We start from the raw sequence: 15,211 nt of genomic DNA, 5'->3' as shown, positions 1-15,211 counted from the left end.
GTTCACTCACCGACCGGCCCCGACTCGCAAGTTGAGGCCGAGCCATTCGACGCACCTTCTTCGGAAGGAGGTACGGACTTCGCCCTGCGCTGCTTGAACTCCTCGTACTGCCTCGTGAACACGTACATGTAGTTCAGGACCGCCTCCGCAAGGGTCAGAGCGTCTTCGGCATCCTGGCGCGTGATCGGCTTGCCTCCGAAGTGGGCCCCGTCGTTACCGAGAGCCCGCAATTCGTGTGCCCACTCCAGTAACCGCTTGTCGATCAAGCCTCGGCTGTGTAGATCGTCAAGGGCCTTGAAGAGAGTCCCCGTCGCGTTGTGGCTTTGGCATACTCCCTCCATCACTCGCCTGACCATGACCGCAGTGGCCGTGTACTGACCAGCCTGGAAGCACTGCGTCGCTTCAGAGAACTCCTTCCGAATCTTCAACGGGATCGCCTGATGAAGAGCTTTTGTGGTGTTCGGCCACAGCAGGTCCGGCTGGTCCCAGTCTCTCCCATTCAGTGCTTCTTGCAGGACCACGAAAGGCTCCTGGCATTCCTCGCAGCACATGAGCGTGGCGCGACAAGGCGGTCCCTCGTCGTCGTAGCACGACACCGAGCGGTCTTCCATCGCGGCTACCGGCCGCTTGCAGTTCGGGCAAACGGCCATGAGGAACGGGGCGTTCATGTGCTCCCTCTCCCGGAACCAACAAAGCCCTCCAGGCTAGATCCTTCCGAGGCTGACCTGCCACTGGTTTCTTGGCATCGCCCGAAAGGCTGCCGCTGTTAGCAGAGCCGTTAGCAAGAGAGGCCCTCTCCACAGCGGAGAGGGCCTCTGAGCTGGAGCCGCCTTGGGGAATCGAACCCCAGACCTTCTGTTTACAAGGCACCCAAACGATCTCCAAGGTCGTTCGGAACCGTTCGCCGTGCTGCTTGTCGGGACTCCGGCTGTTCAGGTCCGTACGGCTCAGTTCATGATCGTCCGTCCGAGTGGCTCCCAAGGTGGCTCCCAGAAGCCGCCAGGCGAGCTGGCAGTACTCCTCGTGGTGATCCTCCAGCAAGCCCGTCCACATATCGCTTGGTGAGCGCCTGAACCTTTCCACGGAGCTTCTCTGGACTGGAGTCGATGCCAGTCAAAGCCCGACCCCCGTCAGCCGTTGGTCGGTTCGACATCCACCACGATCATCTTGTCAAATCGGTAGCTGTCCAGGTCGGGGGCGTTCCAGTGCTCCCCCGGACGAATCGCGTGGAATCTGAACGTGGCGTTGGTCTCGTTCGCGCCGATGATGCAACGCACCGGGCTGGGCGGGTCGAGGGCGTACACAAGTTGGGAAAACTTCAGCGCGAATGCGACACCGTGAAGGAGCAGGATCCGCTGGTCATCCTCACTGATCATCGGCGCGCCGTTGACGGTGGCAACCTCGACCGGGACGAAGTCCTCCAGGTGGAAAGAACTGTCGGCGCACTCCCAGGCGGTGAGGTCGTTGCAGAACGAGGGTGCGCCTTCAACTCCTTCAACCGAGGTGGCCCAGGTCAAAACCTTCCCACGGCGGACAATGCCGCGCTCCGCGCGTTCCAGAAGACCCGATGCCAGGCCGCCCGGCGGCTCGATCGCCGCCAGCCCATTCAGCACTCCCAGCATCTGGACCGCAGCATCGTTCATCTTAAGCGAGAGCATGATGTCCATGATCTCAGCGGTCCTGGATGAATGTGAGCGGTAGAGTGCCTCTATCGTCCTACATGCGAATTAAAAGATCGGCTTGCCGTAGTTCCGCACAGTTCAATGCAGGTCAGAGCCCGCACGTAATCCGATCTGAACCGTCCTGGATCACCTGGAACTGCAACCAGGAATGCAACTCGGCGGCTAGAGCGCCCTCAATGCCTCTGCTAGTTCGCCTCCGTAGAAAGACCAACAGGAGACGGACTCCGAATCATCCATCTCGCCCATGAGGTACTCACCGTCTCGGGCGTCACGTGCCAGACAGTACCCTCCGACCTGGATGATCAATGAGACTGGGATTCTCTCTCGGCCATCTAGATCATCGAGAAACACTGGAGTATCGAGAGGCAACAACTCGGCCGAGTCAGCCATGGCCATTTCGGCGACACGCGCCAAGGTCCACCCATCAGGAAGCCGCCCAACATCGTGTCTCATCCCGCGATGGTAACCCGCGGTGACGGGAAGTTACTGCGCTAGGAACTTGAGCTCTGAAGCTACGGATTATGAGTGGAATTGATCTTGTTGGGGGAGTGGGCTTCTGACCTGCGGCTGGGTGCTGTCTCGATCATCTTCCCCGTGCGGCGTTCCGCGTATGTGCCGGATCTTGAAATGCGCGCCCGCGCACACCTCGGCCTGACTGATCTTCCCGTCTGCCTCGACCCACCGCGAAGCGGCAGCGGGCCGGCGCCGGAGGGGCAAGCCCGTCTTCGCGTGTACGCCAGCCGGTCGCCGTTCCTCGATCATCGGACGGCCAATGGTCACAGACGGGCTTGAGCCGTAGGAGCTGGTCTGCTGGGCTTGCCTGGGTCGCGGCGGACGGGACGATCAGGCTTCCACCTCAGCCAGCTACGAACTCCGGCTCGTGCTCCTGGCGATCATCCCGGAGCCGAGGCCCCCGCTGGAGGCTCGCTCTTGTTTGTCGGATAGGGCGAGACGAGAATCTCCGCATGGTGATCAGGGTGGTTGCTCTCGTTGTGATGAGCGTTCAACAGCTCGTGCTGGTCGCCGGGCTGTTCCTGCTGTGGAGTGTGAAGGACGGGACGGGGATTGTGACGCTTCCCAGCGGGGCGCTTCAGGCGGCTTCGATGGTGGTACAGGCGGGGCTCGTTCTCGGCTCGGCGGGAATTGCGCTCGGCTATATCGGGCTCTTGAAGGAGCAGAGGAGTGGAGCTGCTGGGACCACTCGTCCGGGCGATCGAGTGTGAGCGGCGGCGTGGCAACTCGGTCGGCGAGCGTTGAGTGCGGCGCGGTGGACGTGCGGCGGGCGGCCCGAGCTGCTGGCGGCCGGGACCGGCCCCCAGGCCGCATGCCCGGCCGCCGAGCGGGCGCAGGGCCGCGAGGCGGCGCGGAGCGCCGCCCTTGATCCCTATGAGCGCAATTCGGCAGTGTCAATCGAGCAGTTCCGGGCGTTGCGAGGTCAGTGCGCGCCGGGCGGTCAGGTAGCGGTCGTGGAACTCCCCGGCCAGAGCCTCGCGGCGGTATTTCTGGCGGAGGGCGCGGTCGAGGTCTCCGGCTCGGTTGACGAGGTCGGTGAGGGATCGGCGTTCGATGTCGAATGCGGCCATGCCTTGTTCGACTGCGGCGTCCAGGTTGCCGCGTCGGGCGTGGACGATGCCGAGGTCGATGTGTGCGTCGGCTACCCGCATTGGGGCGTTCGATGTTCCGTCCGGGCGGGTGTGCATCTGGATCGTCTCAAGGGCGTGTTCTTCGGCTCGGTCGTCGTCGCCGAGCCAGGTGTAGCAGGTGGCGGCGTAGAAGACCCACTTGGCGTGGTCGAACACGAAGTGATGGTCCGGGTTCTCGGGGATGGGGAGCTTGGCGAGGATGTCGGCTCCGCGTGAAAGTGCCTTGTCGGCTTCGCGGCGGTCGCCGATGCGGGCCAATCCGCGGGCTTCTTGCAAGGTGAGTTGGACCATGGCGCTGGATTGGCCGGCGGCGACCTGGCCCATGCGGGCGGCGGTGACCACGTCTTCATAGCGGCCTTCGACGAGGGCGAACCATGCGGACATCTCGTGTGCCCAGCCCATGAGTTCGCCGTGTCCGACCTGACGCCCCATCTCGAACGCGGCCTGTCGGGCAGTCTCAGCTTCTTCGCGCTCGCCCAAGTCGTAGTGGACGCATCCGAGTAGCGCGGTCAGCCATCCCGTGATGACCAAGAGTTCGCGGTGTTGGTCGAGCGTGATCCGCCCCGATAACAGCCGCGTCACCTGTGCCAAGCGCTTCTGCGTACGGTCGCGCAACGTGGCGGCAGGGACGACAGGGTAGGCACGACAGAGCAGATCGACGGCCTCGGCCAGAGCCTCCAGCGTCCCGTTCCCGACATCGGACGCCTGGAGCTGCTGGGCGAGTTCCATCGTGCCGTACAGCTCGGCCTCGGCCCGTAGCGCGTCCACGGGCATGATCTGCGCCTCGATCAGACGGCTGCCCGCGCTTCGCCGATTCGGGGAGAAGCCGAGATCTTCCGGCTCCAAGCCGGTGGCCTGGGTGAGAGCGAGCCGGAACGGGGTGCGGGGCCAGGAGACCTCCCCGGCTTCCCATCTCCTGATGCGTTCCTCGTCGACGGCGAGCCCTTCGGCGATGCCCACGCGTGTCTGGTTGATCCGGTCGGCCATCTCGGCGCGGGTGAGCTGGTGGGAGTTGCGCCAGGCGCGGAGTTGGACGTTCGGGATGCTGTCGGGCATCTCGGGCTTTCCTCCCGTCGGGGGGCCTTAAGAGGGGGGTATCAGGGGGATCTTCGGGGGTCCTGTCGCGCTCGCATTGCCGGTGGACTTGCCATCAAGCAACCACGGTACGTCAAGCGGCCTCCCAGACAGAGGGAACGCCGGATGAACGAGGAGATGGCGACGGTGACCCGGCCAGACGAGAACAGCGAGGCACGGCCCTGTCCTTCGTGTCGGGGACGTGGCAGCAAGGAGCGCCACGCGCGCCGGGCGCTCCTCATCGGCGGAACCAATGCAGATCAGGAATCGGGTGGGGAGCGGGTGTGTCTCGACTGCCTCGGAAGCGGCCGGGCCGAAGGGAACGGAACATGAACCCCATTGATGTCATGGCGGTGGCCTACATGAACCGCACGGACGAGGAGCGCAAGCTTCTCCGGCTCCGCCACGAGTTGACCCAGTTGAGCATCCATACCGAGTTGCGGGACAACAACACCGCACTCATGGTCCACCCTCCCGGCGGGAGGGGGCTGCCGGTGTGGGTGTTCGTCGGGTACGGCGGTGCGTACTTCTCCTGGCAGTACGCCGAGAAGCGGCACCCGGTGAACGACGCTCCGGGAGCGGCGAAGGTGCTGGCGGAGTACGTCAGCCGGTAGAGCTGGCGCGGCGAGATGACGGGAGTGCCCGGCCGGGGGTGGGCGGGCGTCGGTGGTGTCCATCGCCCCAGTCTCGTCGCGCCTTCGGCAGGGTCACGGACAGCCACGCCCCCCGGTCCCCGTTCGTGGCCCTGCCGTTCCACCCCTGGTCACCTCTCCCGGCCCGTAGTGGGTTGCCGGGTATGGGGTGACAGAAATCCGGAGCCGGGTTAGGCTCAAACTTGGTAAAACAACCTGTCGGCTGCTGGACGGTCGTGATGTCGCTAGAGTCCGTGCCTCCGAAGTATGCGCAACTTGTGCAGACGCTTCAGCGGCGTATTGAAGCGGGAGACTACCCGCCGGGGACGCTGCTCCCCAGTGAGAACCAGTTGATCCACGAGTTCGGCGTGTCCCGGCCCACTGTTGTTGCCGCGTTGCGGGTGCTGCGGGAACAGGGCTGGATCGAGTCGCAGCAGGGCAAGGGCCGTTTCGTGCGGGGCCGTCCCGCGCTCGCCCTGGCCGAACAGCCGCGCCCCGGTCACGCCTACCTGACCAACCCTGAGACCGCTTCTCCTGGCGAGCTGCTGGAAGCGGGCGCGCAGGCCGTTCCGAACCGGGTCGCCGCGCTGCTCGATCTGCCGGCCAAGAGCCGGGCGTTCCTGCGCCGCCGCCTTGTCGTCCGCGACGGTGAGCCGTCTGAGATCGTCTCGTTCTGGCTGCCCCTGGAGTTGTCGGAGGGGACGGACCTGACCAGCGCCGACGCGCTGCCCGACAGCATCCGGGACCACCTTCAGGCGCGTAAGGGCGCGCGGTTCGACCACATCATCGAGCAGATCACCGCACGCATGCCCGCAACGGATGAGGCCAAACGGCTCGGCATGCCCAAGAACACGCCGGTCCTGGACGTCTACGCGGCCGTGCGTGATGCCTCCGGCCGTGCCCATCTCGTGGTGAACGTGCTGCTTCCCGCCGACCGGCACGAGCTGGAAGACGCCTACCCGATCGGTTGAGCTGCCGTCCCGGTGAGCGGACGCGAGTCTGTCTATCCGCCGGGACAGTCGGTGTAACCGCCGCTCCGTCTTTACGCAGCGGCTCGCCGGGCTCCACGTCGGTGTGGTGGCGTGCCCGAATGTTTCCGGGGTCGGCAAGAATTCCATGCGGACCGCTCAGCCGACCAAATGGAGATCATGAAAGATCGAGCTATTACAGCAATGCACCCCTGGGGTGTATGGCTACGAATCTGTCTTCCCCATCAATACAAGCGCTCCTGCTGCCAGGTAGCAAACCGTCGTAATCGTAACCAGAAATGGACTGAAGTCGGGGGTAACGTCCCGATTTGGGTCGACAAGTGCGATCACCCCAATTGCTGACCAGCCGATGAACCATAGGCCAAAGATCCATCGAACAATACGGAGCGTGCGCGGCGTTAGCACTCTCACTAATAAAACAAACGGAAAGAAGAGTGTCGGAGAAACGCCAAGGCTCATCACAGAAGACACTACCGACTCGACACGAATCAGCGGCTGGAGTGTGTTAATACATTCCGGCGCCCCCGTAATAGTCCAGCACCATCCCGCCACCAATCCGCCAGGAGTCCACGAGCCAAAGTCGTACAGGAAGCCACCGACGATAGGTATCAACGCGAGGCTGAGAGCGGAGACCCATTTAACGGCGAGGCTGGACCTGTAGCCTTTGGCGACCATCTTTCCCTCCATTTATCCCGACTCTCGGTCCGGGCGATATGTTGCACAATTGCGACACCTTTGTCGCACCCTCAACAGGCAAGCCATGGGCCAGGCCAGATGATCAACAGGGCGACGACACTTGCTCTGCGTGAGGCTTTGCCTGTCATGGCTTGATTGTCACTAAGGTTGATCATTTCGGCCACACTGCGCGCGTATCGGTATCGATTTGTGTCGCCTGGGTCGATCAGCACTGAATCTGGAACTCCATCTCTTTCACCCCTGGGCACTTGACCTACCAAGTTCAGCGACCTACTCTCGAAGCAGTTGACAGGTTAAGTGCCTGTCAGTCGAGAGAGGGAATATCTCACATGGCTCTGCAAGGACCCATCCCGGTCACGTTCGACATGGTGTTCCCGCACGGCTGCTACGTCGTCGGCGAGGTCGAACCGGTCAAGGACTTCGACGCCTCGACCAACGGCCGGTTCGTCCAGGCCCGCGACAAGCAGACAGGTGAGCCCGTCTGGCAGGTCGCCGTCATGGACGCCGACCCAACGCTCAAGCCCGCGCAGAAGACGGTGGCAGTCAAGATCCTGTCAGCCGTCCAGCCGGTTCCGCCGGCCGCTGTGCCGGGGGTGCCGTTCACGCCGGTCGAGTTCGACGGGGTCAGCGTCACGCCGTACGTCAACAGCAACACCAACCGGCTCGCCTACTCCATCCGGGTCCGCGAGATGCGTCCCATCCGCACCGGCAAGACCGGCGCCGGTAAGGAGGCGGCGGCCTGATGGAGCGCGACCCGTACACCTACGTCACGATGTCGCTCAGCCCGGGCGGCCCCACCTATCTCGGGGTCTCGTTCCACTCCCCGGAACTGCGGGTGCGGGCCTCGGCGCTCACCACGGGGCGGCCCTACCTCGACATCAGCAGCAACACCGTCACGGTCACCGTCTCCACCACGGCGGCCGGGCCGGTCACCACCGCTGACCTCGACATCGCCCGGCAGATCCACCAAGCCGCCACGCGCTACCTGGCCGACTGCGAGCGCCTGCACCACGAGCAGTCGGCCAACTCCGGCGCTCCGGCCTGCGACGGTTCGGCGGCCTGAACATGCAAGCGGGGCCGCTGGAAGCGGCAACTTCCGGCGGCCCCTCAGATCTCCCACACACGCGAATGCTTGAGAGAGGAAACCAAGCCTAATGCTGCGCAAGCTCCCCGGAGACGAGGCACGCAACCTCGTCTCCACCACCCCTGACACCGCTGTCGTCTTCCGTCCGGCCGTCGTCCGCACTCCCGCGTTCGTCACGATCGTGATCTGGCTGTCGCGGCTCGTTGCGGGCTTGGTCCGGCTGGTGTGGCGGCACCCGATCGCCTCGGCCGTCGCGCTCGCGCCCGTCGCAGTCACCATTGCGTACGGTTGGCGCCTGGCCTCGGTGCTCGTCGGCCTTGTCGCCTTGGCTGGCCTGTCTTGGGCGCTGCTGGGCCGGGCCTCGTTCCTGCGGCTGGTCGGCTGGCGGCTGCTCGCCTGGTGGCGGCTGGTGTGGGTCTACCGCCGTCACTGGCAACCCGTGATGATCGTCTCCGGTCTCGGGCGGCACTTACGAGGCCGGGACTACCTACCCCACCTACTCAAGGTGCACTGCGACGGCTGGGCCGACCGCGTCACCGTGAAGATGCTCAACGGTCAGGCGGTCAAGGACTGGACCGACCGGGCCGAGCACCTCGCCCACGGCTTCGGCTCCCGTGCCTGCCGCGTCTCCGTCGCTCGCGCCGGTCGCCTCGTGCTGACCTTCCCGCGTCGCGACCCGCTCGCCGTACCGCTTCCCGCCGTCCCAATCCCGGACGTGGCGTCGGTCGGGCCGGTCGAGATCGGGGCGTGTGAGGACGGCCGTCCGCTGCGGCTCAAGGTCCACGGCACCCACGTGTTGATCGCGGGAGCGACCGGGGCCGGCAAGGGCTCCTACCTGTGGGGCACGATCCGCGGCCTCCTTCCCGCGATGCGCGCGGGCCTCGTCGAGATCTGGGCACTCGACCCCAAGCGGATGGAACTGTCCTTCGGCCGCGCCCTGTTCGGCGACCGGTACGCCGCTGACCCTGCTGACTGCGCCGACCTGCTTGAGGCGGCCGTGTCGGTGATGCAGGAACGGGCGGACCGGTTCGGCGGCCTCCAACGCAACCACACCCCGACGACGGCGGATCCGTTCGTCCTGGTGCTCGTCGACGAGGTCGCGTTCCTGACCGCCTACCAGTCCGACAAGGGCCTGAAGCTGCGGATCACGGCCGCCCTCGCGACCCTGACGACCCAGGGGCGAGCGGTCGGCGTCGGGGTCATGGCCGCACTTCAGGACCCGCGCAAGGAGGTCATGAACATCCGCAACCTATTCCCCGACAAGATCGCGCTCCGGCTGGATGAGTCTGAGCAGGTTGACATGGTCCTCGGCGACGGTGCTCGTGATCGCGGCGCGCTCGCGGACCACATCTCACCGGTTCCCGATCTCGGGGCCGGGATCGGATACGTCCGGCTGGAAACCTCCCCCGACCCGGTGCGGGTCCGGGCCGCGTACGTCTCCGATGACGACATCCGCGCCATGGTCGCCGACTACGCGGCGCCCACGGACACCACGCCTGACATTCCGGTGCAGCGTTCGGACTCCCCGCCGGTCACCGACTTCGGGGCTCGCTCCGCTCCTGCCGCGGGGGCTGCATCGGCAGCGTGTGAGGGGGCGCGGGCCAATGGTTGAGATTTCCCACCTGCTCGACGAATTGACCTGCGCGGCCTGCAGCACGTCCAACGCGCTGTGGCTGTACCCAATGCGGGGCGTGGTCGAGTGCCGCGAGTGCGGTGAGAAGGCGTCCGTCCTACCGGAGTCTCTCAACGGCTGCGACTCCCTCGACGGCCTAGACGCCTGTGGGGGTGACCGGTGACCAACAGCAGCGACAGGGCGACCCCTCGGGCGGTGCGGATGGCTCAACCGCTCGCCCGCGAGGTCGTCGAAGAGATCGCCAAGCAGTACGGCGTGTGCATCCGCCCCATCGCCCTGCGGCGGCTCGACACCTACACGGGCAAGGTCGAAACCGTTGACGTGCCGTGCGGGGCCACGCTCGAAAGCAAGTGCCCTCCGTGCGCGAAGCGGAACCGGCAGCTCCGCATGGCCCAGTGCCGGGAGGGCTGGCACCTCGACCACGAGCCGGTCAACACGCCCGACGAGGCCGACGACTATCAGCGCTACCTCGTCGAACTCCGAGCCGACGCCCAGGCGTGGCGGGATGAGGCGGAAAAGGCCGGCGAGGACACCACCGACCTGGACACGGCGATAGGCGACCTGGACGATGAGATCAACCGGGCCGGGATGCGCGGCGATGTCCTCGGCCGGACCACCGGGAAGCGGTCTCGCTCGACAAGGCGACGGCAGGACGCCCCGGACCTGCCCAAGCGGACTATGAGCGCCACGACGCTCGGGCGGACCTTCACCAGTGCGGACGGCAAGACCTTCCGGCCGTCGATGTTCATCACGCTCACGCTCCCGTCGTACGGGCGGGTCAGGAAGAACGGCACGCCCGTCGACCCGAGCACGTACGACTATGGGCGGGCGGCTCGGGACGCGCTGCACTTCTCCAAACTCGTGGACCGCTTCGTGCAGAACCTCCGCCGCGTCGCCGGGTTCGACGTCCAGTACTTCGCGACCGTCGAACCGCAAAAGCGGCTCGCGCCGCACCTGCACATGGCCGTCCGGGGCCACCTGCCACGCGCGGAGATCAAGCAGATAGCCGCGGCCACCTACCACCAAGTGTGGTGGCCGTCCGTCGATCAAGTCGTCTTCAAGGGAGACCACCTGCCCGTCTGGGATGACGGCGTCGGCTACCTCGACCCCGAAACCGGTGAAGTCCTGCCCACCTGGGATGAAGCGCTCGACCAGCTCGACCAGGACGACGACGCCGAACCCCTACACGTCCTCCGCTTCGGCCCGCAGCTCGACATCCAAGGCGTCCTCGCCGGGACCACCGACGCGGACGCCTGCATCCGCTACCTGTCCAAGTACCTGACCAAGTCCATAGGCGACGCCATCAACCCGGACGACGAGGGTCAGCGGCTCCACGCCGAACGCCTCGGCGCGGCCCTCCGATATGAGCCGTGCTCGCCGACCTGCCCGAACTGGCTCCGCTACGGCATCCAGCCCAAGAACGCTAAGCCGGGCATGACCCCGGGCCGGTGCCGGGGCAAGGCACACAAGCCCGAACACCTCGGCTACGCCGGACGGCGAGTCCTGGTCTCCCGGAAGTGGTCGAACAAGACCCTGACCGAACACAAGCACGACCGCCGTACCTGGGTCCTGGAAGCCCTCGGCCTGCCAGACGAGCCGGTCGATCCCCACCGGTACGTCTGGCGACCGGTCAGACCCGGTGACCCGGGCCTCGACCCCATCGGCGTCCGGCTCCTGCGCTCGGTCCACGAACGCCAGCGATGGCGCAACCACATGAACCAACTCCAAGCCCCAGCAGACGGACAAGATCTTTCGGCAATCAGAGAGGAGGCAGCGTGACAGGTGATCTTTCTCCCCTGCTCCTCCGGCCGGAGAGGGCGGCGGAACTCCTCGGCATAGGCCGGACCAAGGTCTACGAGCTGATCCGCTCGGGCGCTCTGCGTTCGGTCCGCATTGGAGGTCTCCGCAGAGTTTCGGCAACTGCCCTCGCCGAGTTCGTCGCACACCTGGAAGAGGAGGAAGCAGCATGAGCACGAAGAAACGCGGTCAGAACGAGGATTCGATATACAAAGACGGTGACCGGTGGCGCGGTGCCGTCTCGCTCGGCTATGGCCCAGACGGGAAGCGCACTCGCAAGAAGGTGTCCGGGAAGACGCGGGCCGAAGTGGTGGAGAAGGTTCGCAAGCTCAAAGAGATGCTTGCCAAGGGCCTTCCCGTGCCCGACGACAAGCTTACGGTGGGCGCGTTCCTCGATCGCTGGCTGACCAACCTTCCTGGGCACGTCGCGGACTCCACCTTGGATGATTACGAGGACACTGTCCGGCTGCACCTCAAGCCCGCTCTTGGACGGCACAAGCTGACCGGTCTCACGGTCGCTCAGGTGGACGCGCTGTGGCAGGCCAAGCGAGAGAAGGGCTACAAGGGCAACAGCATCCGCAACATGCGCGCAGTGCTCCGCAAAGCGCTGAGCCAAGCAGAGCGTGAGGGGCTGATCGTACGTAACGTCGCGGCACTTTCCCTTCCTCCGCGTATCCGCCAGGCGGAGGGCCGTACGCTCACGATCGATCAGGCACACACGCTCCTCGACGCCGTCGCAGAGCACCGCCTGGGCCTGGTGGTCGTCCTCTCGCTCGTCTTCGGGCTGCGGCGTGGGGAAGCACTGGGGTTGATGTGGGACACCTTCGACCCGGAGGCGAGGACTCTTCGGATCACCCATTCAGTGAAGCGCCTCAAGAACCGCGCTGCGGACGCCGAGACCAAGACGAAGATCGTAATTAGCGAGGTCAAAACGCCGAAATCGCGTCGAACGCTGGCCCTGACCCGCGAACTGGTCGACGCGCTTAAAGCGCACCGTGCCAAGCACAACACCGCGCGGTTGAAGGCCGGCGACGCATGGATCGAACACGGCCTGATCTTCCCCACCTCGTCGGGGCGTCCGTCCGATCCGGACAACTTCTCTCACGTCTTCTCGCGCCTGACGAAGAGCGCGGGCCTGGGCCACTGGCATCCGCACGAGCTTCGCCACTCCGGAGCCTCGATCATGCTCGCCCAGGGGACTCCGTTGCATGTGGTCTCGGAAGTCCTCGGGCACGCCAGCATCGCGATCACCAAGGACATCTACGGCCATCTCATGGAGGGCGACCGGCGGGCGGCGACCGAAGCCATTTCCGGCGCTCTGCTGGGGAAACGGAAGCGGGTGGCTCCCAGGGTGGCTCCCGAAGACAGCGAAGAGACCGGATGACCTTCAAAAGCACAAGGCCCCTGACCGCGAAACCGCTGGTCAGGGGCCTTCCACATCCGAGCCGCCTTGGGGAATCGAACCCCAGACCTTCTGTTTACAAGACAGATGCTCTGCCGATTGAGCTAAGGCGGCGTGCCGCCCACGAGTTTAGTGGGCCGGAGGCCGTACCGTCACCGACGTTTCACCGACGACGAAGGCGGGCGACCTCGTAGAGGGCGATGCCGGCCGCGACGCCCGCGTTGAGCGACTCGGCGGCGGCGTTCATGGGGATGCGTACGACCTGGTCACACGACTCGCGGACCAGGCGGGACAGCCCCTTGCCCTCGGAGCCGACGACCACGACGAGCGGTTCGGTCGCCAGCTCGACGTCTCCGACGTCGACGGTCGCCCCGCCGTCCAGGCCGATGACGAACAGGCCGCTCTCACGGTACGCCTGGAGCGTCTGGGTGAGGTTGGCCGCGCGGGCGACGGGCAGGTTGGCCAGCGTGCCCGCCGACGTCTTCCACGCCCCGGCCGTGACGCCGGCGGAACGGCGTGACGGCACGAGCAGGCCGTGCGCCCCGAACGCGGTGGCGGACCGAGCGATGGCGCCGAGGTTACGCGGGTCGGTCACCCCGTCGAGGGCGACGATCAGCGGCACCTCGGCGGCGTCCTGCGCCCGCTCCACCAGGTCGGACGGGTGGGCGTATTCGTACGGCGGGATCTGCAGCCCGATCCCCTGGTGGACGTTGCCCTCGGTCAGCCGGTCGAGCTTCTCGCGCGAGACCTCCAGCAGCGCGATGCCGCGGCCGGCGGCGATCTTGATGGCCTCGCGGACGCGGTCGTCGCTCTCGATGCGCTGGGCGACGTAGAGGGCGTTCGCGGGCACACCTGCCCGCAGCGCCTCGACGACCGGGTTACGGCCGCCGATGACCTCCGGCGCGTCCTCGCGGCGCGCCTTGGACTGCGCGCGAGCGGGCCGCGCCACGCCGGCGGCCTCGCGCTCTATCCGCTCGGCACGCGCCTTGTCCTTGAACCAGTGGCGCATGTGGGCCGGGGGCGTCGCGCCCCTGCCCGCGAGCGAACTGCGGCCCTTGCCGCCAGTTCCCCTGGTGGACCCCTGCTTCCGTGAGGGCTTCCCTGAAGCCTTTCCCGCCATGGTCTCTAGGGTAGGGGCACCGCTAGCGTGCCAACTCCCAGCGTGGCCCCTGGGGGGTGTCCTCGACCACCACGCCGGCGGCGGCGAGCTGCTCGCGGATGGCGTCGGCCGCGGCGTAGTCCTTGCGTGCCCGCGCCGCCTGGCGCTGCTCCAGGGCGACCGCGACCAGGGCGTCCACCACCTCGCGCAGCCCGGAGTCCCCGGTGCCGCGCCACTGCTCCGAACGCGGGTCGAGGCCGAGCACGTCGAGCATGTTCTGTGTCTCGGCCAGCAGCCGCGCGACCTGCTCCTTGTTGCCCTGGGCCAGCGCGACGTTGCCCTCGCGGACGACCTCGTGGATCACGGCGAGCGCCTGCGGCACGTTGAGGTCGTCGCTCATCGCGTCCGCGAACGCCTCGGGCAGCGGGGCCACGGCGTCCACATCGTGGATCACCTCGGCGGCCCGGGTGACGAAGCCTTCGATGCGCCGGTATCCGGCGGCCGCCTCCAGCAACGCCTCCTCGGAGTAGTCCATCTCCGAGCGGTAGTGCGCCGCGACCAGGTAGTACCGCAGCTCGACCGCCCGAACCTTGCGCAGCATGTCCGGGATGAGCAGCGAGTTGCCCAGCGACTTGCTCATCTTCTCGCCACCGAGCTTGAGCATGCCGTTGTGCAGCCAGTAGCGGGCGAAGCCGTCGCCCGCGGCCTGCGACTGGGCGATCTCGTTCTCGTGGTGCGGGAAGATCAGGTCGACCCCGCCGCCGTGGATGTCGAACGTGCCGCCGAGGTACTTCGTGGCCATGGCCGAGCACTCCAGGTGCCAGCCCGGCCGCCCGCGTCCCCACGGCGTGGGCCACGTCGGCTCGCCCGGCTTGGCGCCCTTCCACAGGGCGAAGTCGCGCGGGTCGCGCTTGAGCGAGTCGGTGTCGGTGTCGCCCGCCGCCCGCATGTTCTCCAGCTTCTGGTTGGAGAGCTTGCCGTATCGGTCGGCGTAGGACACCACGTCGAAGTAGACGTCGCCGCCCGCGGCGTAGGCGTGCCCCTTGTCGATGAGCCGGCGCATCAGCTCGACCATCTCGGGGACGTGGCCCATGGCCCGCGGCTCGACGGTCGGCGGCAGGCATCCGAGCTGGTCGTACGCCCAGGTGAAGGCGCGCTGGTTGCGCTCGGCCACGACGAACCAGGGGACGCCTTCCTCGGCGGACACTCGGATGATCTTGTCGTCGAGGTCCGTGACGTTGCGGCAGAACGTGACGTCGTAGCCCAGACGGGTCAGCCACCGCCGGAGCACGTCGAAGTTGAGGCCCGACCGGATGTGACCGATGTGCGGCGGAGCCTGGACGGTCGCACCACACAGATACATCGAGACCCGGCCGGGCTCGACCGGTACGAAATCGCGGACCGTACGCGTGCTGGTGTCGTAGAGGTTCAGGCTCACGAAGGCAAGGCTAATGCCTCACGCCGCACCACAGGCCTACTT

Annotated in this window: 15 protein-coding genes and 1 tRNA gene; 10 read left to right on the top strand and 6 right to left on the bottom strand. The window is 66.3% G+C overall.

The window, feature by feature from the left end:
• Positions 1-2: 2 nt before the first annotated feature.
• Together ACQP1V_RS06185 and ACQP1V_RS06180 are read right to left on the bottom strand one after the other, a co-directional pair.
• Positions 3-668 carry a DUF4145 domain-containing protein gene (locus tag ACQP1V_RS06185; protein WP_433419717.1) on the bottom strand — a complete coding sequence of 222 codons (666 nt, stop codon included), beginning with the start codon at positions 666-668 and terminating at the stop codon, positions 3-5.
• Positions 669-1,130: 462 nt separating this feature from the next.
• Entirely contained in the window at positions 1,131-1,667 is a 537-nt protein-coding gene (locus tag ACQP1V_RS06180) for a hypothetical protein (protein WP_433419714.1), read from the bottom strand.
• A 980-nt stretch (positions 1,668-2,647) separates the two neighbouring features.
• Between ACQP1V_RS06180 and ACQP1V_RS06175 the strand changes: the two genes are divergently transcribed.
• Entirely contained in the window at positions 2,648-2,905 is a 258-nt protein-coding gene (locus ACQP1V_RS06175) for a hypothetical protein (RefSeq protein ID WP_433419711.1), read from the top strand.
• A gap of 183 nt (positions 2,906-3,088) precedes the next feature.
• Here the strand turns inward: ACQP1V_RS06175 and ACQP1V_RS06170 are convergent, their stop codons facing one another.
• Positions 3,089-4,312 carry an XRE family transcriptional regulator gene (locus tag ACQP1V_RS06170; protein WP_433419708.1) on the bottom strand — a complete coding sequence of 408 codons (1,224 nt, stop codon included), beginning with the start codon at positions 4,310-4,312 and terminating at the stop codon, positions 3,089-3,091.
• 416 nt (positions 4,313-4,728) lie between these two features.
• On the opposite strand from ACQP1V_RS06170, the gene ACQP1V_RS06165 reads away from it, so the two are divergent.
• From ACQP1V_RS06165 to ACQP1V_RS06125, 9 genes are all read left to right on the top strand, one after another.
• Positions 4,729-5,013 (top strand): hypothetical protein, encoded by a 285-nt coding sequence (locus ACQP1V_RS06165; RefSeq protein WP_433419705.1) that lies wholly within the window; start codon positions 4,729-4,731, stop codon positions 5,011-5,013.
• Between the two features lie 296 nt (positions 5,014-5,309).
• Positions 5,310-6,002 (top strand): GntR family transcriptional regulator, encoded by a 693-nt coding sequence (locus tag ACQP1V_RS06160; protein ID WP_433419702.1) that lies wholly within the window; start codon positions 5,310-5,312, stop codon positions 6,000-6,002.
• A gap of 1,043 nt (positions 6,003-7,045) precedes the next feature.
• The gene (locus ACQP1V_RS06155; protein WP_433419699.1) at positions 7,046-7,459 is read left to right on the top strand and encodes a plasmid replication, integration and excision activator; all 414 of its coding nucleotides are present in this window, start codon (positions 7,046-7,048) and stop codon (positions 7,457-7,459) included.
• Positions 7,459-7,779 (top strand): hypothetical protein, encoded by a 321-nt coding sequence (locus ACQP1V_RS06150; RefSeq protein ID WP_433419696.1) that lies wholly within the window; start codon positions 7,459-7,461, stop codon positions 7,777-7,779. The genes ACQP1V_RS06155 and ACQP1V_RS06150 overlap by 1 nt, the downstream gene beginning before the upstream one ends.
• A gap of 91 nt (positions 7,780-7,870) precedes the next feature.
• A complete protein-coding gene (locus ACQP1V_RS06145) occupies positions 7,871-9,412 on the top strand; it encodes an FtsK/SpoIIIE domain-containing protein (RefSeq protein WP_433419693.1) in 1,542 nt (513 codons plus the stop codon).
• Positions 9,405-9,596 (top strand): hypothetical protein, encoded by a 192-nt coding sequence (locus ACQP1V_RS06140; protein ID WP_433419690.1) that lies wholly within the window; start codon positions 9,405-9,407, stop codon positions 9,594-9,596. The genes ACQP1V_RS06145 and ACQP1V_RS06140 overlap by 8 nt, the downstream gene beginning before the upstream one ends.
• A 38-nt stretch (positions 9,597-9,634) precedes the next feature.
• Positions 9,635-11,212, top strand: coding sequence for a replication initiator (locus ACQP1V_RS06135; protein ID WP_433425765.1), 1,578 nt, complete (start codon positions 9,635-9,637; stop codon positions 11,210-11,212).
• On the top strand, positions 11,209-11,403 hold the full coding sequence (locus tag ACQP1V_RS06130; protein ID WP_433419688.1) for a helix-turn-helix domain-containing protein: 195 nt from the start codon (positions 11,209-11,211) through the stop codon (positions 11,401-11,403). Before ACQP1V_RS06135 ends, ACQP1V_RS06130 begins: the two co-directional genes overlap by 4 nt.
• The gene (locus tag ACQP1V_RS06125) at positions 11,400-12,614 is read left to right on the top strand and encodes a tyrosine-type recombinase/integrase (protein WP_433419685.1); all 1,215 of its coding nucleotides are present in this window, start codon (positions 11,400-11,402) and stop codon (positions 12,612-12,614) included. Before ACQP1V_RS06130 ends, ACQP1V_RS06125 begins: the two co-directional genes overlap by 4 nt.
• A gap of 59 nt (positions 12,615-12,673) precedes the next feature.
• Here the strand turns inward: ACQP1V_RS06125 and ACQP1V_RS06120 are convergent.
• The 3 genes from ACQP1V_RS06120 to cysS form a co-directional block, all read right to left on the bottom strand.
• A tRNA-Thr gene (locus tag ACQP1V_RS06120) sits at positions 12,674-12,746 on the bottom strand.
• A 49-nt stretch (positions 12,747-12,795) separates the two neighbouring features.
• Positions 12,796-13,752 carry a 23S rRNA (guanosine(2251)-2'-O)-methyltransferase RlmB gene (gene rlmB, locus ACQP1V_RS06115; protein WP_433419682.1) on the bottom strand — a complete coding sequence of 319 codons (957 nt, stop codon included), beginning with the start codon at positions 13,750-13,752 and terminating at the stop codon, positions 12,796-12,798.
• Between the two features lie 22 nt (positions 13,753-13,774).
• Entirely contained in the window at positions 13,775-15,169 is a 1,395-nt protein-coding gene (gene cysS, locus ACQP1V_RS06110; protein ID WP_387407970.1) for a cysteine--tRNA ligase, read from the bottom strand.
• Positions 15,170-15,211: the final 42 nt, after the last annotated feature.

It is taken from the genome of Microtetraspora malaysiensis, assembly GCF_050947145.1.
GTDB classification, from domain to species: domain Bacteria; phylum Actinomycetota; class Actinomycetes; order Streptosporangiales; family Streptosporangiaceae; genus Microtetraspora_A; species Microtetraspora_A malaysiensis.
The sequence above is the reverse complement of the archived record's forward strand: the minus strand, read 5'-3'. Positions and strand labels throughout refer to the sequence as shown.

Bases quoted from the DNA above. Each gene is read 5' to 3' on its own strand.
- ACQP1V_RS06185 (WP_433419717.1), bottom strand. From the start codon at position 668: ATGAACGCCCCGTTCCTCATGGCCGTTTGCCCGAACTGCAAGCGGCCG.
- ACQP1V_RS06180 (WP_433419714.1), bottom strand. From the start codon at position 1,667: ATGGACATCATGCTCTCGCTTAAGATGAACGATGCTGCGGTCCAGATG.
- ACQP1V_RS06175 (WP_433419711.1), top strand. From the start codon at position 2,648: ATGGTGATCAGGGTGGTTGCTCTCGTTGTGATGAGCGTTCAACAGCTC.
- ACQP1V_RS06170 (WP_433419708.1), bottom strand. From the start codon at position 4,312: ATGGCCGACCGGATCAACCAGACACGCGTGGGCATCGCCGAAGGGCTC.
- ACQP1V_RS06165 (WP_433419705.1), top strand. From the start codon at position 4,729: ATGAACCCCATTGATGTCATGGCGGTGGCCTACATGAACCGCACGGAC.
- ACQP1V_RS06155 (WP_433419699.1), top strand. From the start codon at position 7,046: ATGGCTCTGCAAGGACCCATCCCGGTCACGTTCGACATGGTGTTCCCG.
- ACQP1V_RS06150 (WP_433419696.1), top strand. From the start codon at position 7,459: ATGGAGCGCGACCCGTACACCTACGTCACGATGTCGCTCAGCCCGGGC.
- ACQP1V_RS06145 (WP_433419693.1), top strand. From the start codon at position 7,871: ATGCTGCGCAAGCTCCCCGGAGACGAGGCACGCAACCTCGTCTCCACC.
- ACQP1V_RS06140 (WP_433419690.1), top strand. From the start codon at position 9,405: ATGGTTGAGATTTCCCACCTGCTCGACGAATTGACCTGCGCGGCCTGC.
- ACQP1V_RS06135 (WP_433425765.1), top strand. From the start codon at position 9,635: ATGGCTCAACCGCTCGCCCGCGAGGTCGTCGAAGAGATCGCCAAGCAG.
- ACQP1V_RS06125 (WP_433419685.1), top strand. From the start codon at position 11,400: ATGAGCACGAAGAAACGCGGTCAGAACGAGGATTCGATATACAAAGAC.
- rlmB (WP_433419682.1), bottom strand. From the start codon at position 13,752: ATGGCGGGAAAGGCTTCAGGGAAGCCCTCACGGAAGCAGGGGTCCACC.